Here is a 22,569-nt window from a genome sequence, read left to right on the forward strand (position 1 = left end):
GGAATGCAGACGAGGGCGGACAGCAGCAGCCACGTGACGTACTTCATGGAGTGCCCTTCTAGGGAGGATCGTGGGCCCTGGGCCTTCGCACCTTGCAAGTGCGATCAGTGAGGGGGAGCGATCTTGGCACGCGTCACCCGAGATGGCAAATCGAACGTAGCCCGGTCTTGGGGGCCCGCACCCGACGTAGGCAGCACCGCCGCGTGCGCACGCATACGCGCAGGTCGGAGCGCATCGAAGCGCTCGCCGCGGCGACTCAGGCGTCGCTGCCGGGCCGGGCAGTTCCCTGGCGGGTGCGGCCGAGGGCCGCCTTCGCCCGAACCTCGTCCGGTCGTGAGCCGATCTTCCGGCTGAGAGCGAGGCCGGCTTCGAGGTGCGTCTCGGCCTGGGAGAGGCGCCCGGTGGCGGCCTCGGCTTCGCCCAGGGCGGCCAAAGCCCGGCATTCCTCAAGAGCCGCCCGGATGTCGCGCGCGATGGAGAGTGCGGCGGTATGGCGGGAGATCGCCTGCTCGCTACGGCCGGCAGCGTGGAGCGCCTGACCCATTCCCGTCAACGCGATGGCCTCGCTGCGGCGGTCGCCCGCGCTGCGCAGTGCCGGGAGCGCCTTCTCGTACAGCTCCAGGGCTTCGTTCAGCTCTCCACGCTGGCGCAGGGTGTCCGCCAGATTCATGTGGAGAGTCGCGGAGTGCCCTCTGCTTCCGAGTTCCCGCGCCAGGCTGATCGACTGCCGGAAGAAATCCTCGGCGCTATCCAAGTCGCCGCTTTCCTTGTGCAGTTCAGCGATGTTGTTGAGCGCGATGAACTGCCCCCGGCGATCGCCGACGCCGCGAAACCGCGCGAGGCCCTCCACGAAGTAGGTCAGGGCGTCCCTGTTCCGCTCCAGGGCGAGGGAGATCATTCCCAGGGCGTTGAAGCTACGGCCTTGATGGAGGGCGCTCGTCCCCGTCAGCCGGATTTGCAGCGCGCGGTGCTGATGATCGAATGCTTCCGCGAGTCGCGCCGTATGCCAGCAGGAGATGGACAGTTGGTGCAGCGCCTCCGCCGTCAGCTCTTCGTCCTCGGTGTTCTGCGCCGATTCCAGGGCCTGCCGGGCGCACAGCATCGCCCGGTCGTAGTTCCCCGCGGACGCGCAGACGATGCTCTGGTCGACGAGAGCCCGTCCGTATGCGCTCTCGTCGCCTGAGTCGCGCCAGTGCTCGGCGGCGGTCTCCAGAAGCGGAGCGGCAGTGCTGAGGTATCCCTCGCCGCCGAGGAAGCCGGCGAGCGTGTGTGTCAGCAGGGCCAGGTCGCGCGGCGACCTGTGGGCGCGCGTGTACTCCAGGGCGGCCAGGAGGGCGGGCCCTTCGGTGGTGAACCACTGCTGAGGGTCGTCGCCGTACCAGGTGAGTTCGGGGGCTCGTCCCGGTAGGTCGATTCGCTGACGGTGAGGATAGGCGTGACGGTCGGCCTGGTCCGCGGCGTGCAGATAGTAGGCGAGGACGTTTTCGAGAGACTGCTCTCTCGCTTCTGCCGCGTCGCTTCGGGCGAGAGTCGAAGCGTATTCGCGTAACAGATCGTGGAGTCGGTAGCGGTGTGGCGAAGGCTCGGAGATCAAGTGGCAGGCCAGCAGCTCTTCGAGCACCTTCTCGGCCTCGTCGAGGGAGAGCCCGGTGAGCGCGGCGGTGGCATGCGAGCCGAATTCCGAAGCGATGTGAAGACCGAGGGAGCGGAACACCCGCTGCTGTTCGGGAGTGAGCGCCTGGTACGACACCTCCAGGCTCTGCACCAATTCCCGGTGAGGGGCGCGGATTTCAGGCAGCCGCCTGCCTGCTCTGGCGAAGCGTTCCACGAGGTCGGAGAGCTGCCACGAGGGACGTGAAAGCAGCCGGCTGACGGTGATGTCCAGAGCGAGTGGCAGATGGCCGCACAGTCGCGCCACGGTGGCGGCATCGACGGCGTCCGGGGCGCGCTCCTTGCCGAGGGCGTTCCGCAGGAAGGTGACCGAGTCGCCGGGCGGAAGCACGTCCAGCGCGATGTGCCGCACTCCTGGCAGCCCCGCGAGCCGGTGGCGACTGGTGATGATGACGGCGGACGAGGAGTCCCCGGGCAGAAGAGGGGAGACCTGCTCGATGGAGGCGGCGTCGTCGAGGACGACCACCAGCCTGCGTTTTCGTGCCGTCGTACGCCACATCGCGACCAGCCCGTTGAAGTCACCGGGGATGTCGGCCCGGTCTTCGACGATGCTCAGAATCTCGCGCAGGGCTTCGGAGGGAGATTTGCGCGGCTGGTGGGGAGCCTGGCCGCGCAGGTCCACGAACAGCGTGCCGTCGGGAAAGTCCTCGCGCATCAGACGGGCGGTGTGCGAGGCGAGAGCCGTCTTGCCGGAGCCGGGCATCCCGGTGATGACGGCGGCGGTGACGCGTGAGCCTCCCCCTTCCCCTCCCCCTCTCCGTCCTCCTGCCGTCGTCTCGCCGCTCAACGCGCCCATCAGGACGTCGAGTTCGCTCTCCCGTCCGACCCAGGCCACCTCGGGAGGAAGCGTGTCCGGGCTCTCGGAGACGGTGCCTCGGGAGACGACCGCCGTCGCCGGAGGCAGCAGCTCGGCGACCGGCCTGCCGGCCAGGATGCCGCGGTGGATGTGCGCGGTCTCCTCACCCGGATCGGAACCCGACTCTCGCCGCAGGTGGTGCCGCAGGCGCTGCAACAGGCGGTTCGCCTCGTTCGTACGCCCGCAGCCGTGGAGTGCGAGAGCGAGCTGCCCGGTGAACGACTCGTCGGTCCGATGCTGTTCCGACAGCGGCCGTAGGCCGGCGACCGCCTCGGCGAAGCGGCCTGAGCGCAGAGCGATGTCGGCCTGAAGCAGCGTCGACGCCAGATGCTGCTCACCGACGAGTCGGCGCACATGGGCGGCCCATGCGCCGGGCAGCCCCGCGAGGGGCTCGCCGCTCCATAATCGTGCGGCCGACTGGAGCGCCGTCGAGGCGTCCCCGTGGCTGCCGCTGTCGGACAGTCCGCGGCCCTGTTCCACCAGTGCCAGATAGCGCCGCAGATCCACGGCGTCGGGATCGATGTCCAGCGTGTACGTGTGCGTACGGCTGATCACCGTCGGGGCCCGGGAACCCGCGAGGGCCGCGAGGGCCGCGAGCGCCTTGCGGATGCGGTGGATGTGTACGTACAGGGCCTCGCGAGGCTTGGCGGGCGGGTGTTCGTCCCATACGCGGTGAACGAGCGTGTCCAGGCTCACTGTTCGTCCGGCGTCCCAGGCGAGCGCGGCAAGGGTCGTGCGCTCCTTGGGAGTTCCCAGCCGGTCGTGCGACTCCCCGGCTTGTAGCTCGACCGCGCCGAGCAGCAGTATGCGGAGATCCACCAGCGCCCCTCCCCGCCGGTACGGCATGTCCGTGCGTTGAGGATGACACGGCCGGATATTGCCGGACCATGTGTGGGCGGCATTAGGACCGAAACCGCTTGTACGGGTGCCGGGTGGTCGGGCCGCGCCCGCGGCGGGTAAGGAGCGCCGGAGGAGACGGCTGCGGGAGAAAGCCCACAGCGTGTGCTCGAACTGCCGTCGTGGCGAAGCCGGTTCAGGGGGGATCGCACCGTGTGGGACGCAGACATGTCCGCAGCACTGTTATCGGCCATGATTTCGCACAGCCCGATGCACAGTTCTCCGGCCGGGGAGGCACTGGGCGAGCTGATTCACAAGGCCCGCCACCAAGATGATCTCGCCCGGCTGTGGGCGGAGGCCGCAGGGATCGCCGACGGCTCTCTGCCCGCGCTTCTGCGGCTGTCGGACCGACTGGCCGAACGTGCGTCTGACGACGACGAGTTGAGAGCGGGGCTGGAGACCTGGCTGCGGCGCCACAGACATAGGCAGCCCCCTCCGGAGACTCGGAACACCATCGGCGGCTCCGCCAGCCTCCACGGTCCGACCCTTCAAGTCGGCTCGCTGCACGGAGGCGTTCACCTGCACAGCGAGCCACCGGCGCCTTCTCCCGTTCCACTGGTGCCCCGCCAACTCAGGCCCGCGCCCGCGCACTTCACCAACCGAAGCTCGGAACTGCGCGAACTGCACCGCATCGCCGACGATCCGAGAGAGCGGGGACCCGCACTGGCGGTGGTGAGCGGCCCAGGCGGGGTGGGCAAGACCGCGCTGGCGCTGAAGTGGCTGCACGAGGTCGCCGACCGCTACCCGGACGGCCAGCTCTACGCCGACCTGTCGGAAGGCCCCGAGGGAGAGCCCGCGCTGCCCGGCCCCGTACTCGAAGGGTTCCTGCGGGCGCTCGGCCTGGAGGCGGACCGCATTCCCCTGCGAGCGCAGGAAGCAGCCGGTCTCTTCCGCTCGGTCACCGCCGACGCGCGCATAGCGGTCCTCATGGACAACGCTGTCTCCGCGGCCCAGGTGAGAGCGCTGCTGCCGTCCTCCGCGAGCAGCCTGGTGGTCGTGACGACCCGGTGGCGTCTCGGTGGCCTGATAGCGGACGGCGCGCGGTTCGTGCCGGTCGCCCCCCTGCCTCAGCGGGACGGCACACGGATGTTGGCGAGCACCGTGGGGGAGCGCCGTGCGGCGGCGGAAGCGGACGCGCTGGCAGGTCTTGTCGGACTGTGCGCTGGGCTTCCCCTCGCGCTGTCCATCGCGGCGGCACGGCTCGTCATGCGACCGGAGTGGCCCATCGCCCGCGTCGTGCGGGAACTGAAGGACGAGCAGCGACGGCTACAGGCCCTCGCCGTGGAAGAGGTCTCCGTCATGAGCGTTTTCGACGTCTCCTACGAAGGGCTCCCGCCGGAGGAGGCCCGCGCCTACCGGCGGGCCGGTCTCCACCCCGGCCCCGAGTTCTCCGGCCAGGCGGCCGCCGCCATGCTCCAGTCGCCCGTGCGGCACACGACGGAACTGCTGGAGAGGCTGGTCGACGCCAGCATTCTGGAGGTACGCGGCCCCGACCGGTACGGCTTCCACGACCTCGTGCGTCTCCACGCCCGGCAGCGTGCCGAATCCGAGGACGCAGCCGAGGTGCGCGACGGCGTTCTGCGGCGGCTCATGGAGCACTATCTGGCCTTCGCCGCCGCGGCGGACCGGGTGGTGACACCGCTGGAGTGGAGCCTGGGCGGCCCCGTCCGGCCGGCCGCTCAGGACCCGCCTCCGGCTTTCGAGTCCGGCAGGGAGGCCCTGGAGGCGATGGAAGCCGAACTGCCCAACCTGATGGCGGTGCTGCGGGCCGGTCACGAGCACCGATTCGACGCCCTTGTCTGGCAGTTGGCGGAGGCGATGTGGTCGCTGTTCCTGCACCGCAAGCACTTCTCCGACTGGATCGCCGCCTACCGCCTGGGCGTGGAGTCCTCCGCCCGCTGCGGCCATCCCGCCGCCCGCTCGCGTATGCATCACCATCTCGGCTTCGCCTTCCACAATCTGTCCCGTAGCGACGAGGCTCTTGAGCAGGGGCTGGCCTCACTGGACGCGGCACGCGAGGCGGGCCACGGCCAGGCCGAAGCCGAAGCGCTCGGCCTCGTCGGCATGGCGCACCGCACTCAGAGGCGCTTCGACGAAGCCGCCGAAGTGCTGCGCCAAGCCGTCGCTCTGGACCACGAGGCAGGGAGAGTGAGAGCCGAAGCGCTCGGCAGGCGCAGACTGGGCCAGAACTTCCTCGCGGCACAACGGTTCGACGAGGCCATCGAGGAACTCGACGAAGGCCGCCTCCTCGCCCGGTCGTTGCAGGACGAGAAGGTCACGGCCATGACCACGGTCTGGCTCGCCGACGCGCTCACCCGCGCCGGCCGCCCAGGCGAGGCCGTCGAGTTCATACGGGGGGCGTGGTCCATGCTGGCCGAGTCGGGGTCCAGCCAGTACCGCGCCCAGGCGTCGATGGTCTGGGGCGAAGCCGCCGAGGCGCTTGAAGACCTGACGGCCGCCCGCGACCTCTTCCGTAAGTCCAAGGCGCTCTACGTGGAAGCCGGAGCGCCCGACCTGGAGCGGGTGAACGGTGGGATCGCCAGAGTGGACGCGAGACTCACCGAGCAACGGACCTCCCGACGTGACGGCTCCCAGGGCCCGTTGGACGAGTGAGCCACGCGGCTTCGACGTTCGTGGGACATGCGACGTTCGTCAGACGTGCCCGGGGACCCGGGCGCACAGTCCGGCGAGTTCGGTGAGGCTGTGTCCTACGGCGAGCCACGGATAGGCGCACGCTGCGCACACGCGATCCGTCGGCGCCGTCCGGCTCACCACGACCTGTTCGGCAGGGGTCCGGAACACGGCTCCCGACTCCCCCGCCGGAACAACCGCGAGAGCACAGCCCGGAGCCCCGTACAGCAGGGACCCGGCCCTTCTCTCGGCCTGCGCCACGGTCGGGCGGGAGCGACCGACGATCACGTCGGCGTTCTCCCGCCACCGCGCCTCGCCGTGCTCCGACGCGACGAGGAACCGGTCGAAGGTCCCGCATGGACAGCCCTCCCGCGGCATCCCGGCCGAACCCCAGACCCACATCGACGCGCCCTTCCCGTCCCGGCTGTGGTGAGGACAGCGCCGGATGCTCAACGGGGCGGCGGCGTGCGGCCCCGCCGTGGGGACGAGTGCGTGCCGGCAACGGGAGCGGCTCATCCCGCCTCCTCCAGAGGTAGATCGTTCCGGGCGCCCACCGGATCCGGCAGCGGCACCGCGGCGTTACGAAGGGGCCTGTCCGGCTCCTCGATGTCCAGCAGGCGGTACATCGTCCGCCGCAGGATGCCTGCCGCGCGACCCGGCTCCGAGGTGATCAGCCGCGTGATGCGATTGCGCCGCTCCCAGCAGTGCCGGCCTGCCGCCTGACGCAACTGCCTCTCCAGCGGCCTGTCCATCCGCAGGCTCACGGCCTCCCGGCTCACCATGTCCGCGAGGCTCCCCGGACGGATGAAACCCGCGCAGCGAGAAGGAGTCAGCATGATCGGCGCACCGACGGCCGCCCCGTAACTGGTGACCGACCCGTGGTCCCCGACGATCACATCGCACGCGGCCAGCGCGGCCCTCCACCCCTCCTGGGGCGGCAGCAGTATCAGCCCCGCACGCAGACAGTCGGCGAACCAGGCCTGCACCGTCCACGCACCGTTGACGCCCCAGATGTTCGGGTGCAGAACCGCGGCCACCCGGTACTCCTCGGGCGGCAGCTCGCTCAACAGCCGCTCCAGCAGATCCGGATGGGACCCAAGGGCCGACTCCGGTTGCCACGACGTAGTCACAACCACGAGCTTCTGATCCGGCTCCAGCCCGAACGCCCGCCGGTAGCGATTCCGCATCGGAAGGCTGGCCACCAGCCGGTCGAAGCAGACGTCGCCCGCCACGACCGCCACCGGCTCCGCCTCGGGGCACGACTCACGCAGCACCGTCAGCTCGTCCACATGCGTAAGGGGGAGCGCGGCCGGCACCAACCGCCCCCGGTGCACGAGCGTGTTCCGATCCAGGCCATGAGTGGGAAGCGCGGCGGAACCGGCACTCCGTGCTCGCAGCCTGGACGGCAGCGCACCCGCCCCGTGAGGAAGCAGCATCACCTTTCCGTGCAGTTGCTCCACTGCCGTGTCGCTGGCCGCGAGCACCAGGTCGAACTCGCACTGAACGGCTTGCTGCCACGGCAGCAGCAGTCCCCCCTGTGCCCTGACGAACTCCTCAGCGCCGTGGCACACAGCACCGTTGGGCGTCGGTGCCACGGTGAACATCACCACGAGACGGTGATCCGCCTCCAGCAACGCAAGTACGTCCATCAGCCGGATGCCCGCCACCATGAACGGAACCACGACAAGAACCGTGCGATATCCCTGACGCAGCACCCGGCTGTCGGCCCCCAGCCCGACCGGGCCGTTGAGCCACGCAACACTCCCCGTCATCGCACACCCCCCGCGCCATGAGCGGTCCGAAGACACCTATCGCCTGCCAACACGACATCCCCCCGAGCGTCGGCCTGTCTGTCCATGTCCCGGAACTGCCCTATGGGCGCCCCGGATTGCTTGTTCAGACCTTGCGAAAAGCTTGCTGCGGTGGCCACCGGCGGCCGGGCGACGCCCTCGGCGTTCCCGGGCCGCTCGGCACGACAGCCGAACGGCGGGCGCCAGGGGACGCGCTCGCGGCATTTCCCGATCTTCGGCATCGCCCTCGGGCGCGCGGCTTCACGCTCATGTCCGCCTCCCCTGCCGGTGTCGAATTCGCCGCCGGTTCGACCCCGATTCGATGGTGACTCGCCGGATGCCGCTTCTGAACCAGCGGCCGCGGACCTTTTCTCCGCCCTGCGCACGCCTTCGACCTGCGTGTACGAGCTTTATCCGGGACGTTTCCCCGCTCCGCTGGGAACGGGGTTCCGTGTGCCTGAATCGGTCGTTACCTTGAAATCCGGGGGAGGGGGACACAATGCCGAGCAGCATCAGGGGAAAGCCGGGCAGCAAGCCCCAAAGGGAGCGGTTACGCCGGGAGTTACAGGCCGACGGATGCGGTACGAGGCAGATCGTCGACGAGATGGTCCGACGCTGGCACTTCCGCCCACGGCTCGCATGGCGCTTCGCGCACGGGCTGACGCAGGACGAGGCGGCAGAGCGCTGCAACGCTCTCATCGGCAGCGAAGGCGCTCCGTTGACGGGCAAGCGCATAAGCGAGTACGAGCTGTGGCCTATGGGGGGTTCGAGGCCGAGTCCGCGCATTCTGGCGCTTCTCGGCCGTGTCTACGCGGTACGCCCGCTGGAGCTGACGGATCATCTGGACAGGAAGCACCTGGCCGCCGCGGACATCGATCTCCTACGGGAGCGCGGCGACTTGGATCAGTCTGAAATACAGGGCATGTCCAGTGTGCCGAGTCGGTCAGACTGGGCGGGTGGCGGTTCGCGCGTTGCAACTGCTCGGCGTACGAATGCTGCCGCAGGGAATCACAGCGGTAACGTCGAGGAGGCAGTCATCATGTCTGCTGCACAGGAATCCAGCGATCACGCCGGACAGGCCGAGACCACCAATGTCGGGACTGCGACTCTCGAGACGCTGCGCGATGACGTGACCCGCCTGTCACGCGGCTTAGTGCATCTGGACCCGCTGCCGCTCTTCCAGGAGATGGTCAGTACGAGGGACCGGATCTACCGGATACTGGAGGGCCATCAACGACCGGACCAGACGCGGGATTTGTACTTTCTGGTCAGTGTGGTCTGCTGTCTGCTCGCCGATGCGAGCCAGATGTTCGGTCACCGGGCCGCCGCGTTACAGCAGACGCGTTCCGCGTGGGCGTACGCCGAGATCATCGGCCATGATTCGATCCGGGCGTGGTGCAGGTCGGCCCAGTCCTTTTACGCGTATCGCGATAAGCGTCCCGAGACCGCCGCGCGGCTCGCTGCCTCAGGACAGCGCTTCGCAGGGCAGAACGAGGCGTCGAAGCAGCGCTTGTACAGCATGGAGGCCAACGCCCTGGCCGCCGTCGGCGACAAGGAAGGGGCGCTTCGTGTCTTCCGGCTCGCCGATGAGGCAAGGGAGAGGATCTCCCGCCCGGACGACTTCTTCGACGAGATGGGCGGAGTCTTCACCGCGGACGCGGCCAAGCATCTGCACAACACGGCGAGTGGAATGATCAGCCTCGGCCTGGCGACGGAAGCAGCGGACGCGGCCCGGGGCGCCATCGATCTCTATGAGCAGAGCCCGGAGAGCCAACGGGACATCTCGCTGGAAGCCGGTGCCCGGATCACCCTCGCGACCTCGCACCTGCTGCGCTCGGACATCGACGGGGCCAAGGCAGAGCTGCGACCCGTATTCGACATCCCGCCTTCGCTGCGAAGCGAGCCGGTGCAGGCGAGGCTGCGGGAATTCGCCCAGTCGCTGCGCACCCCCGCGCTGCACAGCGCATCGCAGGCGGTCGACTTACGTGAGCAGATCGACGAATTCCATGTCCCCAGCCTGCCTGGAGCCACGTACTGACAGAAGCGGCGGCCTACGGCGCGCAGCCCCCCGTCGCCGCCGTCGCCGTTGCTGTCGCACTTGTGCCGGATCACGACAGGCGGGCGGCCGGTCACCCGAGGGTCGAAGGCCGCCCGGATCTCTTTTCGCACGTCGTGCAGCCGACGGTCTTTCACGAGCGTGGCGAGGGGCTCTTCGCGGACATTGCCGACGGTCAGCCAACGGCCCATGATGCAAGGGAAAACCGATCCGCGCGGGTCGACCGCCAGCAGATGCCCCGAGCACTGGCCGCATAAATCCGACATCGTCGGCGAACTTCCGTACGCAGCGCGTCCCACGGCCTGTAGCGAGGCCACCCTCGCCCGCGGGACCCCTATGCCGGACAGCGCGTCTCTCGTCGGCCCGGGATCGACGCGCGCATCGGCAGTCGTGATCAGACCTCCTACACGGACACCCAGCCGTGCGGCTCTCTCCATATTGGCAGTCGTACGACGGTGGCTGCCGCGGCGGAGAGTCACCGCGTCGTGCACGTCCGGATCGTCCGAGTAGTAACTGGCCCAGACTGCGACGCCCGGCCGTTGCAGTACGTCCCACATATCCTCGGGGACGTGTACCAGATTGCTGATCACCCGTACCAGCAGGCCGAGTTCAAGGGCATATTCGATGAAATCCCCGAGTCCTGGGTGAAGTGTGGGCTCGCCGCCGATGAACGCAACGGTCTCCACGCCGATGTCACGTGCCTGACTGATGACGGAGAACCAGTCGTCGTGCGACATGGAACCGTGATCGCCCTGCGGGCCGCTGTCGGCGTAGCAATGCACGCAGGCGAGTTGACACTTGCCGGTGATTTCGAGCCATATGAATGAGACGCGCTCCGCGTCCGTATCCGCGTCTTCGGCAGTTCCAGTAACCGACACTGCCCCTCCCAGCTTGAGGCCACGTCTGCACTGGTTCGAGCCGTAAATCCCGTTCGTACCCTCAGCTCCAAGCAGTACAGGCGCTCGCGACTGTAGGACCTTCCCAGCAAGACACCTTCGCGTGATTCGCGCTGCCGTCAAGACATGCGTTTCGGCCTGCCGTTGGCCAAGTGGCCTTCAGAAATCACCGATCAGCGTGGGAAGTCCGCTGGAATCGCCTTGCATGGACGAGGGCTCTCCCGTCCGGCGAACTTGACCCGGGCCTATTCGGAGCCGGGGAACCACGTCGGATGTCGCGCGGGAAACCGGTGCCGGGTGTGCCGGCGGCACATCCGCAAGCGGCGTTCATCACGCCTGTAGAGGTGGGATTGAAGCCTCGCACCCCGAGAGCCGAAGCCACCGGGCTTCACCAGTCGGTCGCGTCTGGATCGTCTTCCCCGGGGCCGTCCGTCGGCCTGAGGCTAGGGAAGGGGCTCGTAGCAGTCGTAATTGCGCTGAGCGATGATCTTTCCGTCCCGGAATTCGAGGAAGGCCGCGATGTGCGCGCGCATCACGTGGCCTGCCGGCATGTTCCCGAGGGGAACGGCCAGCGTGCCGGACCACTTGGCCTCCAGTGCGACCTGGTCGCCGGAGGCCACTGCGTTGATCACTTCGAAGTGCTGGCCGGTCAGCAGCGTGCGGGCTTGCGTCGATGCGGCGAGAGACTCGGTGAGGTCACGGTCTACGCCCGCCGGGAAGAGCGCGTTGGGGAGTTGGGCATGGACCATGTCCGGGTGCAGGAACTGCTTGAGTTCCTCTGGTGCCGCCAGCCTTGCCACTGCTTCGTGGTAGCGCAGCGCGGTGCGGACGTTGGGGTGGTCGTCGAATCGGCTCATGTGCACAACCATAGTTGCACAACTATGGTTGTCAAATGCAGGCTGGAGGCATGCAGGAATCAGTTGATCCATCCAGCCTCGACATCGGCAGCCTCGCTCTCTTCGTCGGCTTCGCCGCCACCGGCGCGATCCAGGCAGACCTCGCCTCCAGGGGCTTCGGCGACCTTCGGATGTCCCACGGGTACGTGTTCCAGCACCTGATCGATGCGCGCCCGACCGTGAGCGACCTGTCGGCGAAGCTCGACATGACACAGCAGGGAGCCTCCAAGGCCGTCGCAGAACTGGAGCGGCTCGGCTATGTCGAACGCCTGCCGAGCTCTCATGACGCCCGCATCCGCCATGTCGTCCTCACACCCCGGGGCGAGGAGGCCGTCAGCGCCGCTCGCCGCGCGCGGAAACGACTCGAGGCACGTCTGCGTAAGAGCTCCGATCCGGCGGCTTTCGATGCGGCCCGTTCGGTACTCGTCGGCCTCCTCGACGAACTGGGCGGCGCAGCGGCGATCCACCGCCGCGATGTCAGGCCGCCGCGCTGATGGGGATGCCGCGGCGCAGTCGACGCTCAACGTGACGTTAGGCGCGGGCACTCCGGAATCGGTCGCGGTCGCCTGCGACCGACCGCGGACGGCCGATGCCGAGAGGTGCGTCGGTCGCTGACCAGCGACGACTGACAGATACGAGACTCAGGGCTTATGAACGCTGGGCCCGGCCGGGACCAGGAGGTCGGGAGCATCATGGAAGTAGAGGCATCGGCTATTGCTGATGCGAGTGCTCGTGCCGCATGCGAGGACGTCATGGAACAGGTACAGGCGGTGCAGCGGGTTGATCGTTACGTACATGAACGCCGTTTCACTGATCAGAGTCTGACCAGTTGGGCGCTCTGCTTCTTCCTGCTCTCGTGGATCACGCTGGGAATCTATCCGGTATACCTCTTCTACCGCCGGTGTGATCGTGCGGACAGGTTCAGAATTCGGCGCCTGCATTACTATGACGCGGTCGTTGAAGCTACGCGTCAATATGCGGAGTTGACCGGTCGGTACGAGACCTGTCAGGAAGAGCTGGGTGATCTTCAACGCTTTGTGAAAGAGCGCTTCGTCGACGAACACAAGCCCATCAGGGCGGGTCTCTCCTTGTTCCTTGCCTTCATCACGCTGGGAATCTACGGATTCTATGCTGTCTACCGGATGATGCGATTCTGGTGGCAGATCCAATTCACCGAGCAAGACTTCGACGAAAAATTGAGTCGGCTCTGGGCTGATCTCGGGGTGGTGAGGTACCCCGTCACCTTTGAGGTGGACGAGGAGGTAGACCGGAGTTTTGGACTCTATCTATTCCTCACCATTGTGACGCTCGGCATCTTCGGAATCGTGTGGGACTACCATCTGCACACCGACCCTGACAGGATCTTCCCGGAGTTCCACTCGGCGGAGGACGCCGTTCTCGGTGCTCTCCGCATGCCTCCACCGATCCCTGCCTACAGGCCCCAGGCCGCCTGAGCCGATACACGTGTATGCGGGGATAGGGCACGGATGTCAGCGCCGACAGTCTGGACGCATCGGCCCCACGACAACGGTGGACGGACACGCGGCTCGCCGAACTCGCGAATCTCACCGGGTGCGGAGAAGAGCTCCGGCACTTCCGCCGCAACGCGTGCGAACGAGCGCTCACGCACGCCGCCGTACTCCGCTAGCTTGAAATCAATACGCGTGCCTGCGAATTGAGTCGTCAGAGCCACCGCGAGAGCCAGCACGGCGAACTGAGGCGCGTGGGATCATGACGCCGGCGAACTCGTACTCGTCGACGGACACCCCTCCCGAGGCGGCACTCAGAGCCACAGTGCCCCCGGAGTAGTCCGTTCCGCAGCCCGAGGATTGCGGCGCCCTGCGTCACCAACTCGGATGCGCCAGGTACGGATTGACACCACAGCATCAGCCCGGAGGGACGCCGAAGGGCCGGACCCCCACCGGGGTCCGGCCCTTCCGACCTGCGGTAGCGGTGGGATTTGAACCCACGGAGGGTTGCCCCTCACTCGCTTTCGAGGCGAGCTCCTTCGGCCGCTCGGACACGCTACCGAGAGGCACTCTAGCCCACGGGGTGCCGTGTGCCGAAATCCGTTCCGGGGGCGGCTGCGGGAGGTGGGCGGCGGTGGTCGCGGGCGGCCCATCAGGGCGGTGGCGCCCGGGGGTTCGGGGTCAGCCGGGGTTCGGGGAGGCGCGGAAGAAGTCGGTGAGGAGGGCGCCGCATTCGTCGGCGAGGACGCCGTGGATGACCTCGGGGCGGTGGTTGAGGCGCCGGTCACGAACGACGTCCCACAGGGAGCCCGCCGCGCCCGCCTTGGGGTCGACCGCGCCGTAGACGACCCGCTCCAGCCGGGAGAGCACCGCCGCGCCGGCGCACATCGTGCACGGTTCCAGCGTGACCAGGAGGGTGCAGCCCTCCAGGCGCCACTCGCCGCGCAGGGTGCCGGCCGCCGCGCGGATGGCGACGATCTCGGCGTGGGCGGTGGGGTCCCCCCAGGCTTCGCGTGCGTTGTGCCCGCTTCCGATGACCTCGCCGCCGGGGCCGAGCACGAGCGCCCCCACCGGTACGTCGCCGTTCTCGCGTGCCCTTACGGCCTCGTCGAGGGCGCGGCGCATCGGTTCGCGCCAGCGGTCGCGCACGGGGTCGGGCACCTGACCGTGCGCACGAGCAGGCGCGGGGCCGGGCGCCGGGTCGGGCACTTGGCCGGGCACTTGGCCAGGCGTGGGATCGGGTGCGGGAGCGGGGTCGGTCATGCAGCCAGTGTCCTACCGTCCGGCGCCCGCCACCGGCGGCCCGGCATCCGGGCGCCGCCGCCTCCGCCCCACCGCGGCCTCGCGCGGCGTCGGCCGCCGCCCGCCGCAAGACGTACGCCTGACGTGTGACCTCATGACGTAACGCCTCACGGCGTACGGCCTCCGGCTAGCGCACCGCCTCCAGCACGTCGGTGCAGCCCAGCGCGTCCGCGATCTCGCTCAGTGCGTCCTCGGGAGCGAGGGAGAGCAGGGCCTTGTCCTCCATTCCGAGGTCTGCGAGCAGACTCGCGTCGCCCAGCGGGCCGATGGGCGCGCTCTCCGAGGCGCCCGAGGGGTCGGCGTCGGCGCTGTCCTTGGACTCCGGTTCACCGTCCTCGGTGCCGTCCAGGTCCACGAGCTGGTCGAGCGCGTCGGGGTTCTCCGGCTCGCGGCCCAGCAGCTCGTCGGACAGCAGGATCTCGCCGTACGAGCTGCGCATGGCAGCCGCGGCGTCCGAGACGAAGACGCGCGGGTCGTCCTCGCCCTCGACCCTTACGACACCGAACCACTCGCCCTCCTGCTCGATGCAGGCCAGCACAGGTTCGTCGTCGGTAGCGGTCTCCCGGGCCAGGTCGGCCAGGTCGGCCAGGGTCTCCACATCGTCGAGCTCCGTGTCGCTCGCTTCCCACCCGTCTTCGGTGCGCGCGAGCAGTGCGGCGAAATACACCGTGACTCTCCCACTGGTTTCTGAGGTGCCCGATGGCTGCTGACGAGGACTTCGCCCCGCCCCAATCGGAATCGTGGCAGAAACCGCGGCTGCGCGAAGGGTCTTCGGCAGTGCGTCGTGAGGGTGTTTGCGCAGATCTCTTGTGCGGACACTGTGACGGGAACACAGGGTGACCGTTTCTTGACCAGGTGTTGCGATTTGACGATGTCTGTCCCCTGCCGGTTTCACCGGTGGCACATCAACGCGTCACCAACGGAACGTCCGCATCCGCATCGCCTGGCGCATGCGTGCCGTGCGGGTACGGCGGGGCTGCACCCGGTCACGCAGTTCCCGGGCCTCGCTGCGCTCGCGCAGGAAGCGGGCACGTCGGCGCAGTCGCTCGGCGTCGCCGCCGTCACGGCTCGTGCCGCCGCCGCCACCGCTGCCGCCCCCGGCACCGCTTCCGCCGCCGCTGCCATGGGACTTGGCCGTGTTGCGGGCCGCGCTCACCTCGCGGGCGCGCGCATGACCGGGGTCTCCGGGTGACGGGGCGTGCTCTCCGGCGGGGCCGTCGGCGCCGGTGTGCCGGGACGGCTCCGGCTGCCGCGTGCTCTCCGCCTTGCCCGCCCTGCTCGCCTTCGGCGGCTCGGCCGGCTTGCTCTCCAGGCTGCGCCTGCTCGGCTTTCGCGAGTCGGACATCTGTACACCTCCGGGATACCTGACCGCTTTCCCCGGTCGCGCGGGGGTACGCCAGTACGAGCCGTACACATGCCTCCGCTAGTGTCGAGGACATGCGGATCCACGCCGTCGACCACCCGCTGGTGGCGCACAAGCTGTCCACGTTGCGCGACGAGCGCACCGACTCACCGACGTTCCGGCGTCTCGCCGACGAGTTGGTGACACTGCTCGCCTACGAGGCGACGAGGGACGTACGCATCGACGCGGTGGAGATCCGCACCCCGGTCGCCGCGACCACCGGCGTGCGTCTGTCCCATCCGCGGCCCCTCGTCGTACCGATCCTGCGTGCGGGACTGGGGATGCTCGACGGCATGGTGCGGCTGCTGCCCACCGCGGAGGTCGGATTCCTCGGCATGATCCGCGACGAGGAGACCCTTCAGGCCTCCACCTACGCCAATCGCATGCCCGACGACCTCTCCGGGCGCCAGGCGTACGTGCTGGACCCGATGCTGGCGACGGGCGGCACCCTCGTGGCCGCGATCGACGAGCTGATCCGGCGCGGCGCCGACGACGTGACCGCGATCTGCCTGCTGGCGGCGCCCGAGGGCGTACGCCTGATGGAGCGTGAACTGGAAGGTGCGCCCGTGACCGTCGTGACGGCGTCGATCGACGAACGCCTCAACGAGCACGGCTACATCGTGCCGGGACTGGGCGACGCGGGCGATCGGATGTACGGCACCGCGGGCTAGGCGCGGGCTAGGTACAGGCGGGCGGAGCGGCGCTCCGCGTTCGCGGTCGCGCGCTCCGCCGGGTCTCGGTCCTCCGGCCGGTCTCGGTCCTTCGCCCGGTCTCGGCCCCTCGGCCGTCGTCAGTCCTTGCAGTGGCCGCGGGACGGGCCCGAGTGCTTCGGATCGCTCAGCGCCGTAAGGGCCTTGTCGGCTTCCTTCTCCTTGGCGAGCTTGTCGTACGCCTTGCCGATGACGAAGTCGACGTCGTCGCCCTTGCGGTCGTCGAAGCGGGTGTCGACGTCCTTGAAGTGGGCGCCCAGGACCTTCAGTCGGGCGTCGCCCTCCTTGCCGGGAGCGCCCAGCAGCACGCCGGTGTTGTCGACCTTCTTGTCGAACTCGTCGGGTGCGTTCGCCACATCGCCGATCTTGAATCCCCGCTTCTTCAGCTCGTCGGCGATGGACTTGGCGAGTCCGCTGCGGTCCGTGGCGTTGAGTACGTTGACTTCGATCGAGTCCGGCTCGGGCAGATCGAGCTTCTTGCCGCCCGCGGGGCCGGACTTCGCGTCGGTCGCGCAACCGGCGCCGTCCTTGGCCTTCGAGTTGCTGCCGGCGGCGTTCGCGGAGGTGCCGCCGCCCGAGAAGATGTCGATGAGTTGGAGGGTTCCCCACCCGCCGACGGAGAGCGCGACGACGGCGGCGGTTGAGGCGAGCACGATCCTGCGACGGTTGCGGGGGCGGCGCATGCGGGGGTAGCGATTTCCCGTGATGCGGTACTTTCCGCCCATGCCGGGGGGAGTCAGCATGCTCATGGGCGCAGAGTAGTGCGGGATGAAGGCGATGCCTACTAGATGATCAATGGTTGTGACGTGGCGGCCCTGAAAGGGCTAGCGCCGCAAGAGGCGTTTCAGTCAAGCTCCAACACGCGTGCGTGGAGCACCTGTCGCTGCTGAAGTGCCGCACGTACCGCGCGGTGCAGACCGTCCTCCAGATAGAGGTCGCCGTTCCACTTCACGACGTGGGCGAAGAGATCTCCGTAGAAGGTCGAGTCCTCCGCCAGCAGGGTCTCGAGGTCGAGCTGGCCCTTCGTCGTGACGAGCTGGTCCAGGCGCACCGGGCGTGGGGCCACATCTGCCCACTGACGGGTGCTTTCCCGGCCGTGGTCGGGGTACGGCCGCCCGTTTCCGATTCGCTTGAAGATCACACGGAAAGCCTACCGGGCCACCGGCGCCGGGCGCAGCTTCCTGTGGTTCTTACAGGTGCGTGGCAGCGGCGGGACGGCCCGGCGGGGGCCGTGGCACCTGCCTCGGCCGCCCGCCGCGCGCTTCATGATTCACCGTGTGTCCGGCGCGCGAGCCGGCTCGGTCAGGGGAGGTCGCTGACGTCCCGTGAGTAGTGGCCGACCGCGTCGGCGATCACCTTGACGTTGAGGTCGAGCGCCTTCTTGTCGATGTTGTCCAGGTCGTCGCACTTCTGGTGGTAGCAGCCGTCGTACGCGGCACCGGCCTCGCCGCCCCACAGCTTCTGCTCCGCCTCCGACTTGATGCCCTCGGCGCCCGTCTTCGAGCCGCCCGCCGGGATGCCCGCGTCGATGAACGGGCCGTAGTCGGAGCGTCCGTCGAAGTCGGCGCCCCGTGTCTTCTCGCCCTGCGACTCCATGAAGTCGACTATGTCGCGCTCCAGTCGGCCCGAGCCCTCGGGGCCGGGGCCGGAGCCCTCGCCGTCGGAGTCGTCGCCGTCGTGTACGAACAGGCCGTAGTTGGGCGAGGCGATCATGTCGAAGTTGAGGTAGAGGGAGATCTTCTCGCGTTCGGCGTCGGAGAGTTCGGATACGTAGTGGTCGGCGCCTCTGAGGCCGACCTCCTCGGCCGTCCACAGGGCGAAGCGGACCTTGTTGTGCGGGGCTCCCCCGCCGCGGCCCTCGCGGGTGCCGCCCGCCGCCGCGAACTGGAGGGCGGTTTCGAGGATTCCGGCCGAGCCCGAGGCGTTGTCGTTGATGCCGGGGCCCTCGGTCACCGAGTCGAGATGCGCGCCGAACATCGCGACGTGGTCCTCGTCGCCGCCCGGGGTCTCCGCGACGACGTTGGGGGTGCTGCGCTCCTCCTGGAACTCACGCAGCTCCACGTTCGCCGTGACCTCGTCCGACTCGGCCTCGGCGGCGAGGGCTTCGCCGTCCTTCCGGCTGATGCCGCCCGTCGGGATGCGGCCCTTGGACGGGTCCTCGAGGGTGCCGCTCAGTTCGCCCTCGGTGTTGTTGTAGACGACCGCGGCGACGGCGCCCGCGTCGGCTGCCGCCGCCTGCTTCTCGGCGAAGGAGCAGCCGCCGCGCCGGATCAGGGCGATCGTGCCGTCGTAGTCGCCGGACTCGTAGTCGGCGGCGGTGCAGCCGGAGGTCTCGTCCTCGTCCTCCGGGACGGGGGCGATCCGGGCCTCGGAGCCCCCCTCGGGGGTGCTCTTGGTGTACGTCATCAGCTTGACCGGCACGTCGCGTTCGCCGGGGGAGGTCACCGTCATCTTCTCCGCGAGCGTCTCGCGGTAGACGAAGTCGAAGCTCTGGTACGTCACTTCGTAGCCGGCGGCCTTGAGCAGGGTGCCCGCGTACTTCGCGGAGAGTTCATGGCCGCGTGAACCGGCGGCGCGATTGCCGTCGTTGCGGCTCGCGATGGCCTGAAGTGCCTTGAGGTGTCTCATCGCGCCCTTGGCGCCCGTACGCCGTACGAGCTTCTTCGCGAACTCGTCGGCGGGCTGGCCGGATTGCCGCTGTGCGGCGGAGGGCACGGCCGTCCCTGCCTTCGCTGACGGGTCCGCCGCCGCGGGTGAGGCGGCGGCGGTCAGCAGCAGCGGTGTGGCGAGCGCGGTGGCGGCCAGCGCGGCGAGGGTGCGGTGCCCGGGGCCGCGCCCGACGCGACTCGCCAGGCGGGCTGATGCGGTCGCCGGCGGAGGCGCGGACGCGGGCGCGGGTCTCCCGGACGAGTCCGCCTTGCGGGAGGGTTCGGGCGCTGTGGACGCTGTGGGCACTGTCGGGGTCCTTCCGGTGCGAACGGCGGCAGTCGGCGCATCACGGCCGGGCCGAGTCGTCCGGCTTGATGCGCACCATGTCCGGGTTACGGACGTGTCGTACCGGAAAGCTAGCGGGCCCGGCGCCAACAAGGAACGTACGTACGGAAGTTGGGCCCGAAGTTGGGGCCGTTCGCGCTCCCTGGGCGAGCCGGGGGAGGGACGGGCGACCGCCTCCGGTCTCCGGCCCGGCCCGGCCCGGTCTGGCTCGGCGCCGCCTAGCTCAGCGCCTCGCGCGCTCGCCGCCCCGGACGTTGCCGGTCGCGTGCCGCCTCCGACGGGTCCTGACGGAACGCCCAGTCCATCTCCGGCTCCATCGAGAAGCGGAACACCCGCTGCACGGGCGGCGTACACAGCACGGTGATCAGTGCGGCGGCGGCGAACGTCACGGCGACGGCGCCCAACGGCGTGTGCACCCAGTCGACTTCGTACCAGTCCCAGAAGCGGGAGCCCTTGGCGAAGAAGCCGTGCAGCAGATAGCCGTAGAGGGTGCCCGCGCCGAGGGCCGTGAACCACATGCGGCGGCCCGGGACCCAGGCGAGGAAGCAGGCCGTCAGCACCATCGAGCAGCCGAAGAGCGCGAAGGTCATGATGACGCCGATCCACCATGGAGCGCCCATCTCCTGGGCGCTGTTGTAGTGGTAGAACCACGCGGCGTTCATCCGGTTCACCGCCCAGTAGGCGAACAGCGAGGCGACGAGGACGACGGGGACGGACAGCAGCCGGGCCCTGCGGGTGCGCACCAGCCGGAAGTGCTCGGGCTTGAGGTGCAGCCCGATGACGAAGAACGGCAGGAACTGGAGGACGCGTTGAAGGTCGAGGTCGTCCCCGATGTCGGGTGAGATCGAGGCCAGCACGGCCACCCCGAGCGAGAGCGCGACGGGCCAGCGCACGGTCTTCCACAGGGGAGCCGTAAGCCGCCAGATGAACAACGCGCCCAGGAACCACGTCAGATACCAGGGGTCGAGCAGGCTGATGGGGTAGGCGGGGTCGTCGTCGGCCCAGCGTTTGAAGAGGGTGTAGGCCGCCTCGAAGAGGACGTAAGGCACGGCCACACCCGTCAACAGCCGCTTGAGCTGGTGCGGTTTGCCCTGGAAGCTCCGTGAGAAGTAGCCGGAGATCACCATGAACGCCGGCATGTGGAACGTGTAGACGAGGATGTAGAGCGCGCCCGCGGCCCGTGAGCCGTCGCGCAGCGGCTCCCATGAATGACCGAGCGCCACGAGCACGATCGCCAGATACTTGGCGTTGTCGAAGTACGGGTCGCGCTGCTTCTGCCCTTGTGTGGGCTTGTGTTGGGCGGTCGCGCGTGGCTTCTGCCGGGGTTTGCGGTGTGCGCCCGGCCCGGAGTCCTGCCGGTGGCGCGAACGTACGGGCGCGGCGGGCTCGGCCGGGGGGAGGGGGAGGCGGGTCGCGGTGCTCGTCGTCGACTCCGGTGTCACGGGACCTCCTTCGGAGGCCGGGACATACGGGAGTCGGGTGTACGGGGGTCGGGTGTACGGAGGTGTGCTGAACGGAGGTTCGCCGTCCGGGAGTCCGCTGAACTGGAACCCGGCGGGTGCAGCGCCGGTGGGCACATCGGCCGCGGACGGAAGGCCGCGGCGCGTAGCGGAGCAGGGGAAAGCGGAGGGGAGAGCGGGGAGGGGAGGAGCATCGGCTTCACTGTAATGGTGTCGCCGATGCTCGCAAGTCGGCCCCGTCCGCAGCACTTTGACCGAACGTCAGGTCATCCCTCCTCGGTCCCTCGGGGGAGGGATCAGACGGCGGCCATCGCCTCGATCCCCAACTCCGCCCGTGCGTCGCGGATGAGGCGCCCGGCGTGGCGCAGCCCGATGGCGTCCAGTGCGCGGTGCAGTCCGTCGAGATCGGCCGCCGTGCGGGCGGGCTCACGGCCGAGACGCGCATGCGACTTTACGAGGCCGAGGCGGGCGAGCGCCTCGCCCCGTGGCTCGCCCATCGCGCTGAACTGCGAGCGCGCCTTGTCGTACATCGTCCGCGCTTCGGCGTAGCGGCCGGCGCGGTAGAGGACGTTGCCGCGCATCTTGTGGTTGTAGGCGAGCGCGCCGGTGAGGTTCATGCTGCGGCAGAGCCCGGCGGCCTCGGTGAGCAGGGCGAGCGCGCGTTCCGTGTCGCCGTCGCGTGCGGAGACGAGGTCGGCGACGCCGCGCAGGGCCCATGCGCGGCCCCGGTGGTCCTCCGCCCTCTCGGCGATCGCCGCGGCCTCCTCGAACATCGCGAGCGCGGAGTCGAAGTCGCCCGTGTTGCGGCGCATCTGCGCTATGCCTTCGAGCGCCCACACCATGTGGCGGGCCTCGCCGCGCTCGCGGGCCTCGGCCAGCAGTTGTCCGTGCAGGGCGTCGACGGCCTCGTAGTCGCCCTGGATGCGGCCGGTCTCGGCGAGCCCGGCGAGGGCGTAGCCGCGGGCGAGTACATCGCCGTCGCGTTCGCCCAACTCCGCGGCGAGCGCGAGCAGTCGGCGGGCGAGCGCCATCGCGCCGCGCTGCCGGGCGAGGGTGCCTCCGCTCCATGCCGCCCAGGCCATCGTGCCGGGGTCGTCGGCGCCTCGGGCCGTGCGGTAGCTCGCCTTCCAGGCGCGGTCGGCCTCGCGGTTGTTGCCGAGCCGCCGGTGTGCCTCCGCGACGGCGAGGGAGCAGCGGGCGGCCTCGCGGGGAGTGCCGTCGCGCTCGGCCGCGCGCAACTGCTCGGTCGCACGGACGAGGACGTCGGCGAGCGAGGAGTTCACCGACAACGAGCCGAGTGCGCCCTGGTATTCGGGCGCGAATGCCTTGCCGTACATGCCCTTCCTTCCGCGTTCACAGGGGGCGCCTTGACGGGCGCCCATCTATACACAGCATGTATACGTCGCGTGCATAGACGTCGCGTGGGGCGTACGGGTTGAGTGGGGCGTGTGGTGAATTCCCTTGCGGGTGCCGGAAGTTGGCAGCGGGGGAGTGCGCGGGGTGCGCGGCGGCGCGCCTGCGCGCGGCAATGCGATGCGT

The 22,569-nt window shown here is 69.1% G+C and carries 17 protein-coding genes, 1 tRNA gene and 1 pseudogene; 5 read left to right on the plus strand and 14 right to left on the minus strand.

The genetic code is table 11. The annotated features are described in order from the left end of the window. Nucleotides 1–256 precede the first annotated feature (256 nt). Nucleotides 257–3,346: an AfsR/SARP family transcriptional regulator gene (locus MMA15_RS15135; RefSeq protein ID WP_241060268.1), complete on the minus strand. Its 3,090-nt coding sequence runs from the start codon at nt 3,344–3,346 to the stop codon at nt 257–259. Nucleotides 3,347–3,616: 270 nt separating this feature from the next. On the opposite strand from MMA15_RS15135, the gene MMA15_RS15140 reads away from it, so the two are divergent. Then, complete coding sequence (locus tag MMA15_RS15140; RefSeq protein WP_241060270.1) at nt 3,617–6,037, plus strand: ATP-binding protein; 2,421 nt, start codon at nt 3,617–3,619, stop codon at nt 6,035–6,037. 39 nt (nt 6,038–6,076) lie between these two features. Here the strand turns inward: MMA15_RS15140 and MMA15_RS15145 are convergent, their stop codons facing one another. Next, on the minus strand, nt 6,077–6,571 hold the full coding sequence (locus MMA15_RS15145; RefSeq protein WP_241060272.1) for a hypothetical protein: 495 nt from the start codon (nt 6,569–6,571) through the stop codon (nt 6,077–6,079). Beyond that, on the minus strand, nt 6,568–7,827 hold the full coding sequence (locus tag MMA15_RS15150) for a hypothetical protein (RefSeq protein ID WP_241060273.1): 1,260 nt from the start codon (nt 7,825–7,827) through the stop codon (nt 6,568–6,570). Before MMA15_RS15150 ends, MMA15_RS15145 begins: the two co-directional genes overlap by 4 nt. Nucleotides 7,828–8,344: 517 nt before the next feature. Between MMA15_RS15150 and MMA15_RS15155 the strand changes: the two genes are divergently transcribed. Then, nucleotides 8,345–9,883, plus strand: coding sequence for an NsdA family TPR-like regulatory protein (locus MMA15_RS15155; protein ID WP_241060275.1), 1,539 nt, complete (start codon nt 8,345–8,347; stop codon nt 9,881–9,883). Between the two features lie 134 nt (nt 9,884–10,017). Here the strand turns inward: MMA15_RS15155 and MMA15_RS28490 are convergent. Beyond that, nucleotides 10,018–10,779 (minus strand): annotated as a pseudogene (locus MMA15_RS28490) (radical SAM/SPASM domain-containing protein); the annotation flags it as partial. A gap of 461 nt (nt 10,780–11,240) precedes the next feature. Continuing rightward, complete coding sequence (locus MMA15_RS15165) at nt 11,241–11,654, minus strand: nuclear transport factor 2 family protein (RefSeq protein ID WP_241060279.1); 414 nt, start codon at nt 11,652–11,654, stop codon at nt 11,241–11,243. A 35-nt stretch (nt 11,655–11,689) separates the two neighbouring features. On the opposite strand from MMA15_RS15165, the gene MMA15_RS15170 reads away from it, so the two are divergent. Next, nucleotides 11,690–12,187: a MarR family winged helix-turn-helix transcriptional regulator gene (locus tag MMA15_RS15170; RefSeq protein ID WP_241060281.1), complete on the plus strand. Its 498-nt coding sequence runs from the start codon at nt 11,690–11,692 to the stop codon at nt 12,185–12,187. Nucleotides 12,188–12,385: 198 nt separating this feature from the next. Beyond that, a complete protein-coding gene (locus MMA15_RS15175; RefSeq protein ID WP_241060283.1) occupies nt 12,386–13,147 on the plus strand; it encodes a DUF4234 domain-containing protein in 762 nt (253 codons plus the stop codon). 491 nt (nt 13,148–13,638) lie between these two features. Here the strand turns inward: MMA15_RS15175 and MMA15_RS15180 are convergent. The 4 genes from MMA15_RS15180 to MMA15_RS28240 form a co-directional block, all read right to left on the minus strand. After that, a tRNA-Ser gene (locus tag MMA15_RS15180) sits at nt 13,639–13,723 on the minus strand. Nucleotides 13,724–13,843: 120 nt separating this feature from the next. Continuing rightward, nucleotides 13,844–14,425: a tRNA adenosine(34) deaminase TadA gene (gene tadA, locus MMA15_RS15185; RefSeq protein ID WP_241060284.1), complete on the minus strand. Its 582-nt coding sequence runs from the start codon at nt 14,423–14,425 to the stop codon at nt 13,844–13,846. Nucleotides 14,426–14,591: 166 nt separating this feature from the next. Then, nucleotides 14,592–15,131 (minus strand): tRNA adenosine deaminase-associated protein, encoded by a 540-nt coding sequence (locus MMA15_RS15190; RefSeq protein WP_241060286.1) that lies wholly within the window; start codon nt 15,129–15,131, stop codon nt 14,592–14,594. Between the two features lie 246 nt (nt 15,132–15,377). Next, nucleotides 15,378–15,620 carry a hypothetical protein gene (locus MMA15_RS28240; protein ID WP_241063207.1) on the minus strand — a complete coding sequence of 81 codons (243 nt, stop codon included), beginning with the start codon at nt 15,618–15,620 and terminating at the stop codon, nt 15,378–15,380. 281 nt (nt 15,621–15,901) lie between these two features. On the opposite strand from MMA15_RS28240, the gene upp reads away from it, so the two are divergent. Continuing rightward, entirely contained in the window at nt 15,902–16,537 is a 636-nt protein-coding gene (gene upp, locus MMA15_RS15200) for a uracil phosphoribosyltransferase (protein ID WP_241060288.1), read from the plus strand. A 119-nt stretch (nt 16,538–16,656) separates the two neighbouring features. Here upp and MMA15_RS15205 read toward each other — a convergent pair whose 3' ends face one another. The 5 genes from MMA15_RS15205 to MMA15_RS15225 all read right to left on the minus strand — a co-directional run bounded on the left by MMA15_RS15205 (nt 16,657) and on the right by MMA15_RS15225 (nt 22,367). Further along, on the minus strand, nt 16,657–17,325 hold the full coding sequence (locus MMA15_RS15205) for a LytR C-terminal domain-containing protein (protein WP_241060290.1): 669 nt from the start codon (nt 17,323–17,325) through the stop codon (nt 16,657–16,659). A gap of 95 nt (nt 17,326–17,420) precedes the next feature. Next, nucleotides 17,421–17,717: a type II toxin-antitoxin system VapB family antitoxin gene (locus tag MMA15_RS15210; protein WP_031508611.1), complete on the minus strand. Its 297-nt coding sequence runs from the start codon at nt 17,715–17,717 to the stop codon at nt 17,421–17,423. 161 nt (nt 17,718–17,878) lie between these two features. After that, nucleotides 17,879–19,531, minus strand: coding sequence for a M28 family peptidase (locus MMA15_RS15215; protein WP_241060292.1), 1,653 nt, complete (start codon nt 19,529–19,531; stop codon nt 17,879–17,881). Between the two features lie 257 nt (nt 19,532–19,788). Then, nucleotides 19,789–21,012: an acyltransferase family protein gene (locus tag MMA15_RS15220; RefSeq protein ID WP_241060294.1), complete on the minus strand. Its 1,224-nt coding sequence runs from the start codon at nt 21,010–21,012 to the stop codon at nt 19,789–19,791. 314 nt (nt 21,013–21,326) lie between these two features. Further along, the gene (locus tag MMA15_RS15225) at nt 21,327–22,367 is read right to left on the minus strand and encodes a tetratricopeptide repeat protein (protein ID WP_241060296.1); all 1,041 of its coding nucleotides are present in this window, start codon (nt 22,365–22,367) and stop codon (nt 21,327–21,329) included. Nucleotides 22,368–22,569 lie beyond the last annotated feature (202 nt).

Source organism: Streptomyces marispadix (genome assembly GCF_022524345.1).
Lineage (GTDB): Bacteria > Actinomycetota > Actinomycetes > Streptomycetales > Streptomycetaceae > Streptomyces > Streptomyces marispadix.

Excerpts from the sequence above, each read along its gene's own strand:
- MMA15_RS15140 (WP_241060270.1), top strand. The coding sequence starts at position 3,617 with ATGATTTCGCACAGCCCGATGCACAGTTCTCCGGCCGGGGAGGCACTG.
- MMA15_RS15145 (WP_241060272.1), bottom strand. The coding sequence starts at position 6,571 with ATGAGCCGCTCCCGTTGCCGGCACGCACTCGTCCCCACGGCGGGGCCG.
- MMA15_RS15150 (WP_241060273.1), bottom strand. The coding sequence starts at position 7,827 with ATGACGGGGAGTGTTGCGTGGCTCAACGGCCCGGTCGGGCTGGGGGCC.
- MMA15_RS15155 (WP_241060275.1), top strand. The coding sequence starts at position 8,345 with ATGCCGAGCAGCATCAGGGGAAAGCCGGGCAGCAAGCCCCAAAGGGAG.
- MMA15_RS15165 (WP_241060279.1), bottom strand. The coding sequence starts at position 11,654 with ATGAGCCGATTCGACGACCACCCCAACGTCCGCACCGCGCTGCGCTAC.
- MMA15_RS15170 (WP_241060281.1), top strand. The coding sequence starts at position 11,690 with ATGCAGGCTGGAGGCATGCAGGAATCAGTTGATCCATCCAGCCTCGAC.
- MMA15_RS15175 (WP_241060283.1), top strand. The coding sequence starts at position 12,386 with ATGGAAGTAGAGGCATCGGCTATTGCTGATGCGAGTGCTCGTGCCGCA.
- tadA (WP_241060284.1), bottom strand. The coding sequence starts at position 14,425 with ATGACCGACCCCGCTCCCGCACCCGATCCCACGCCTGGCCAAGTGCCC.
- upp (WP_241060288.1), top strand. The coding sequence starts at position 15,902 with ATGCGGATCCACGCCGTCGACCACCCGCTGGTGGCGCACAAGCTGTCC.
- MMA15_RS15205 (WP_241060290.1), bottom strand. The coding sequence starts at position 17,325 with ATGAGCATGCTGACTCCCCCCGGCATGGGCGGAAAGTACCGCATCACG.
- MMA15_RS15225 (WP_241060296.1), bottom strand. The coding sequence starts at position 22,367 with ATGTACGGCAAGGCATTCGCGCCCGAATACCAGGGCGCACTCGGCTCG.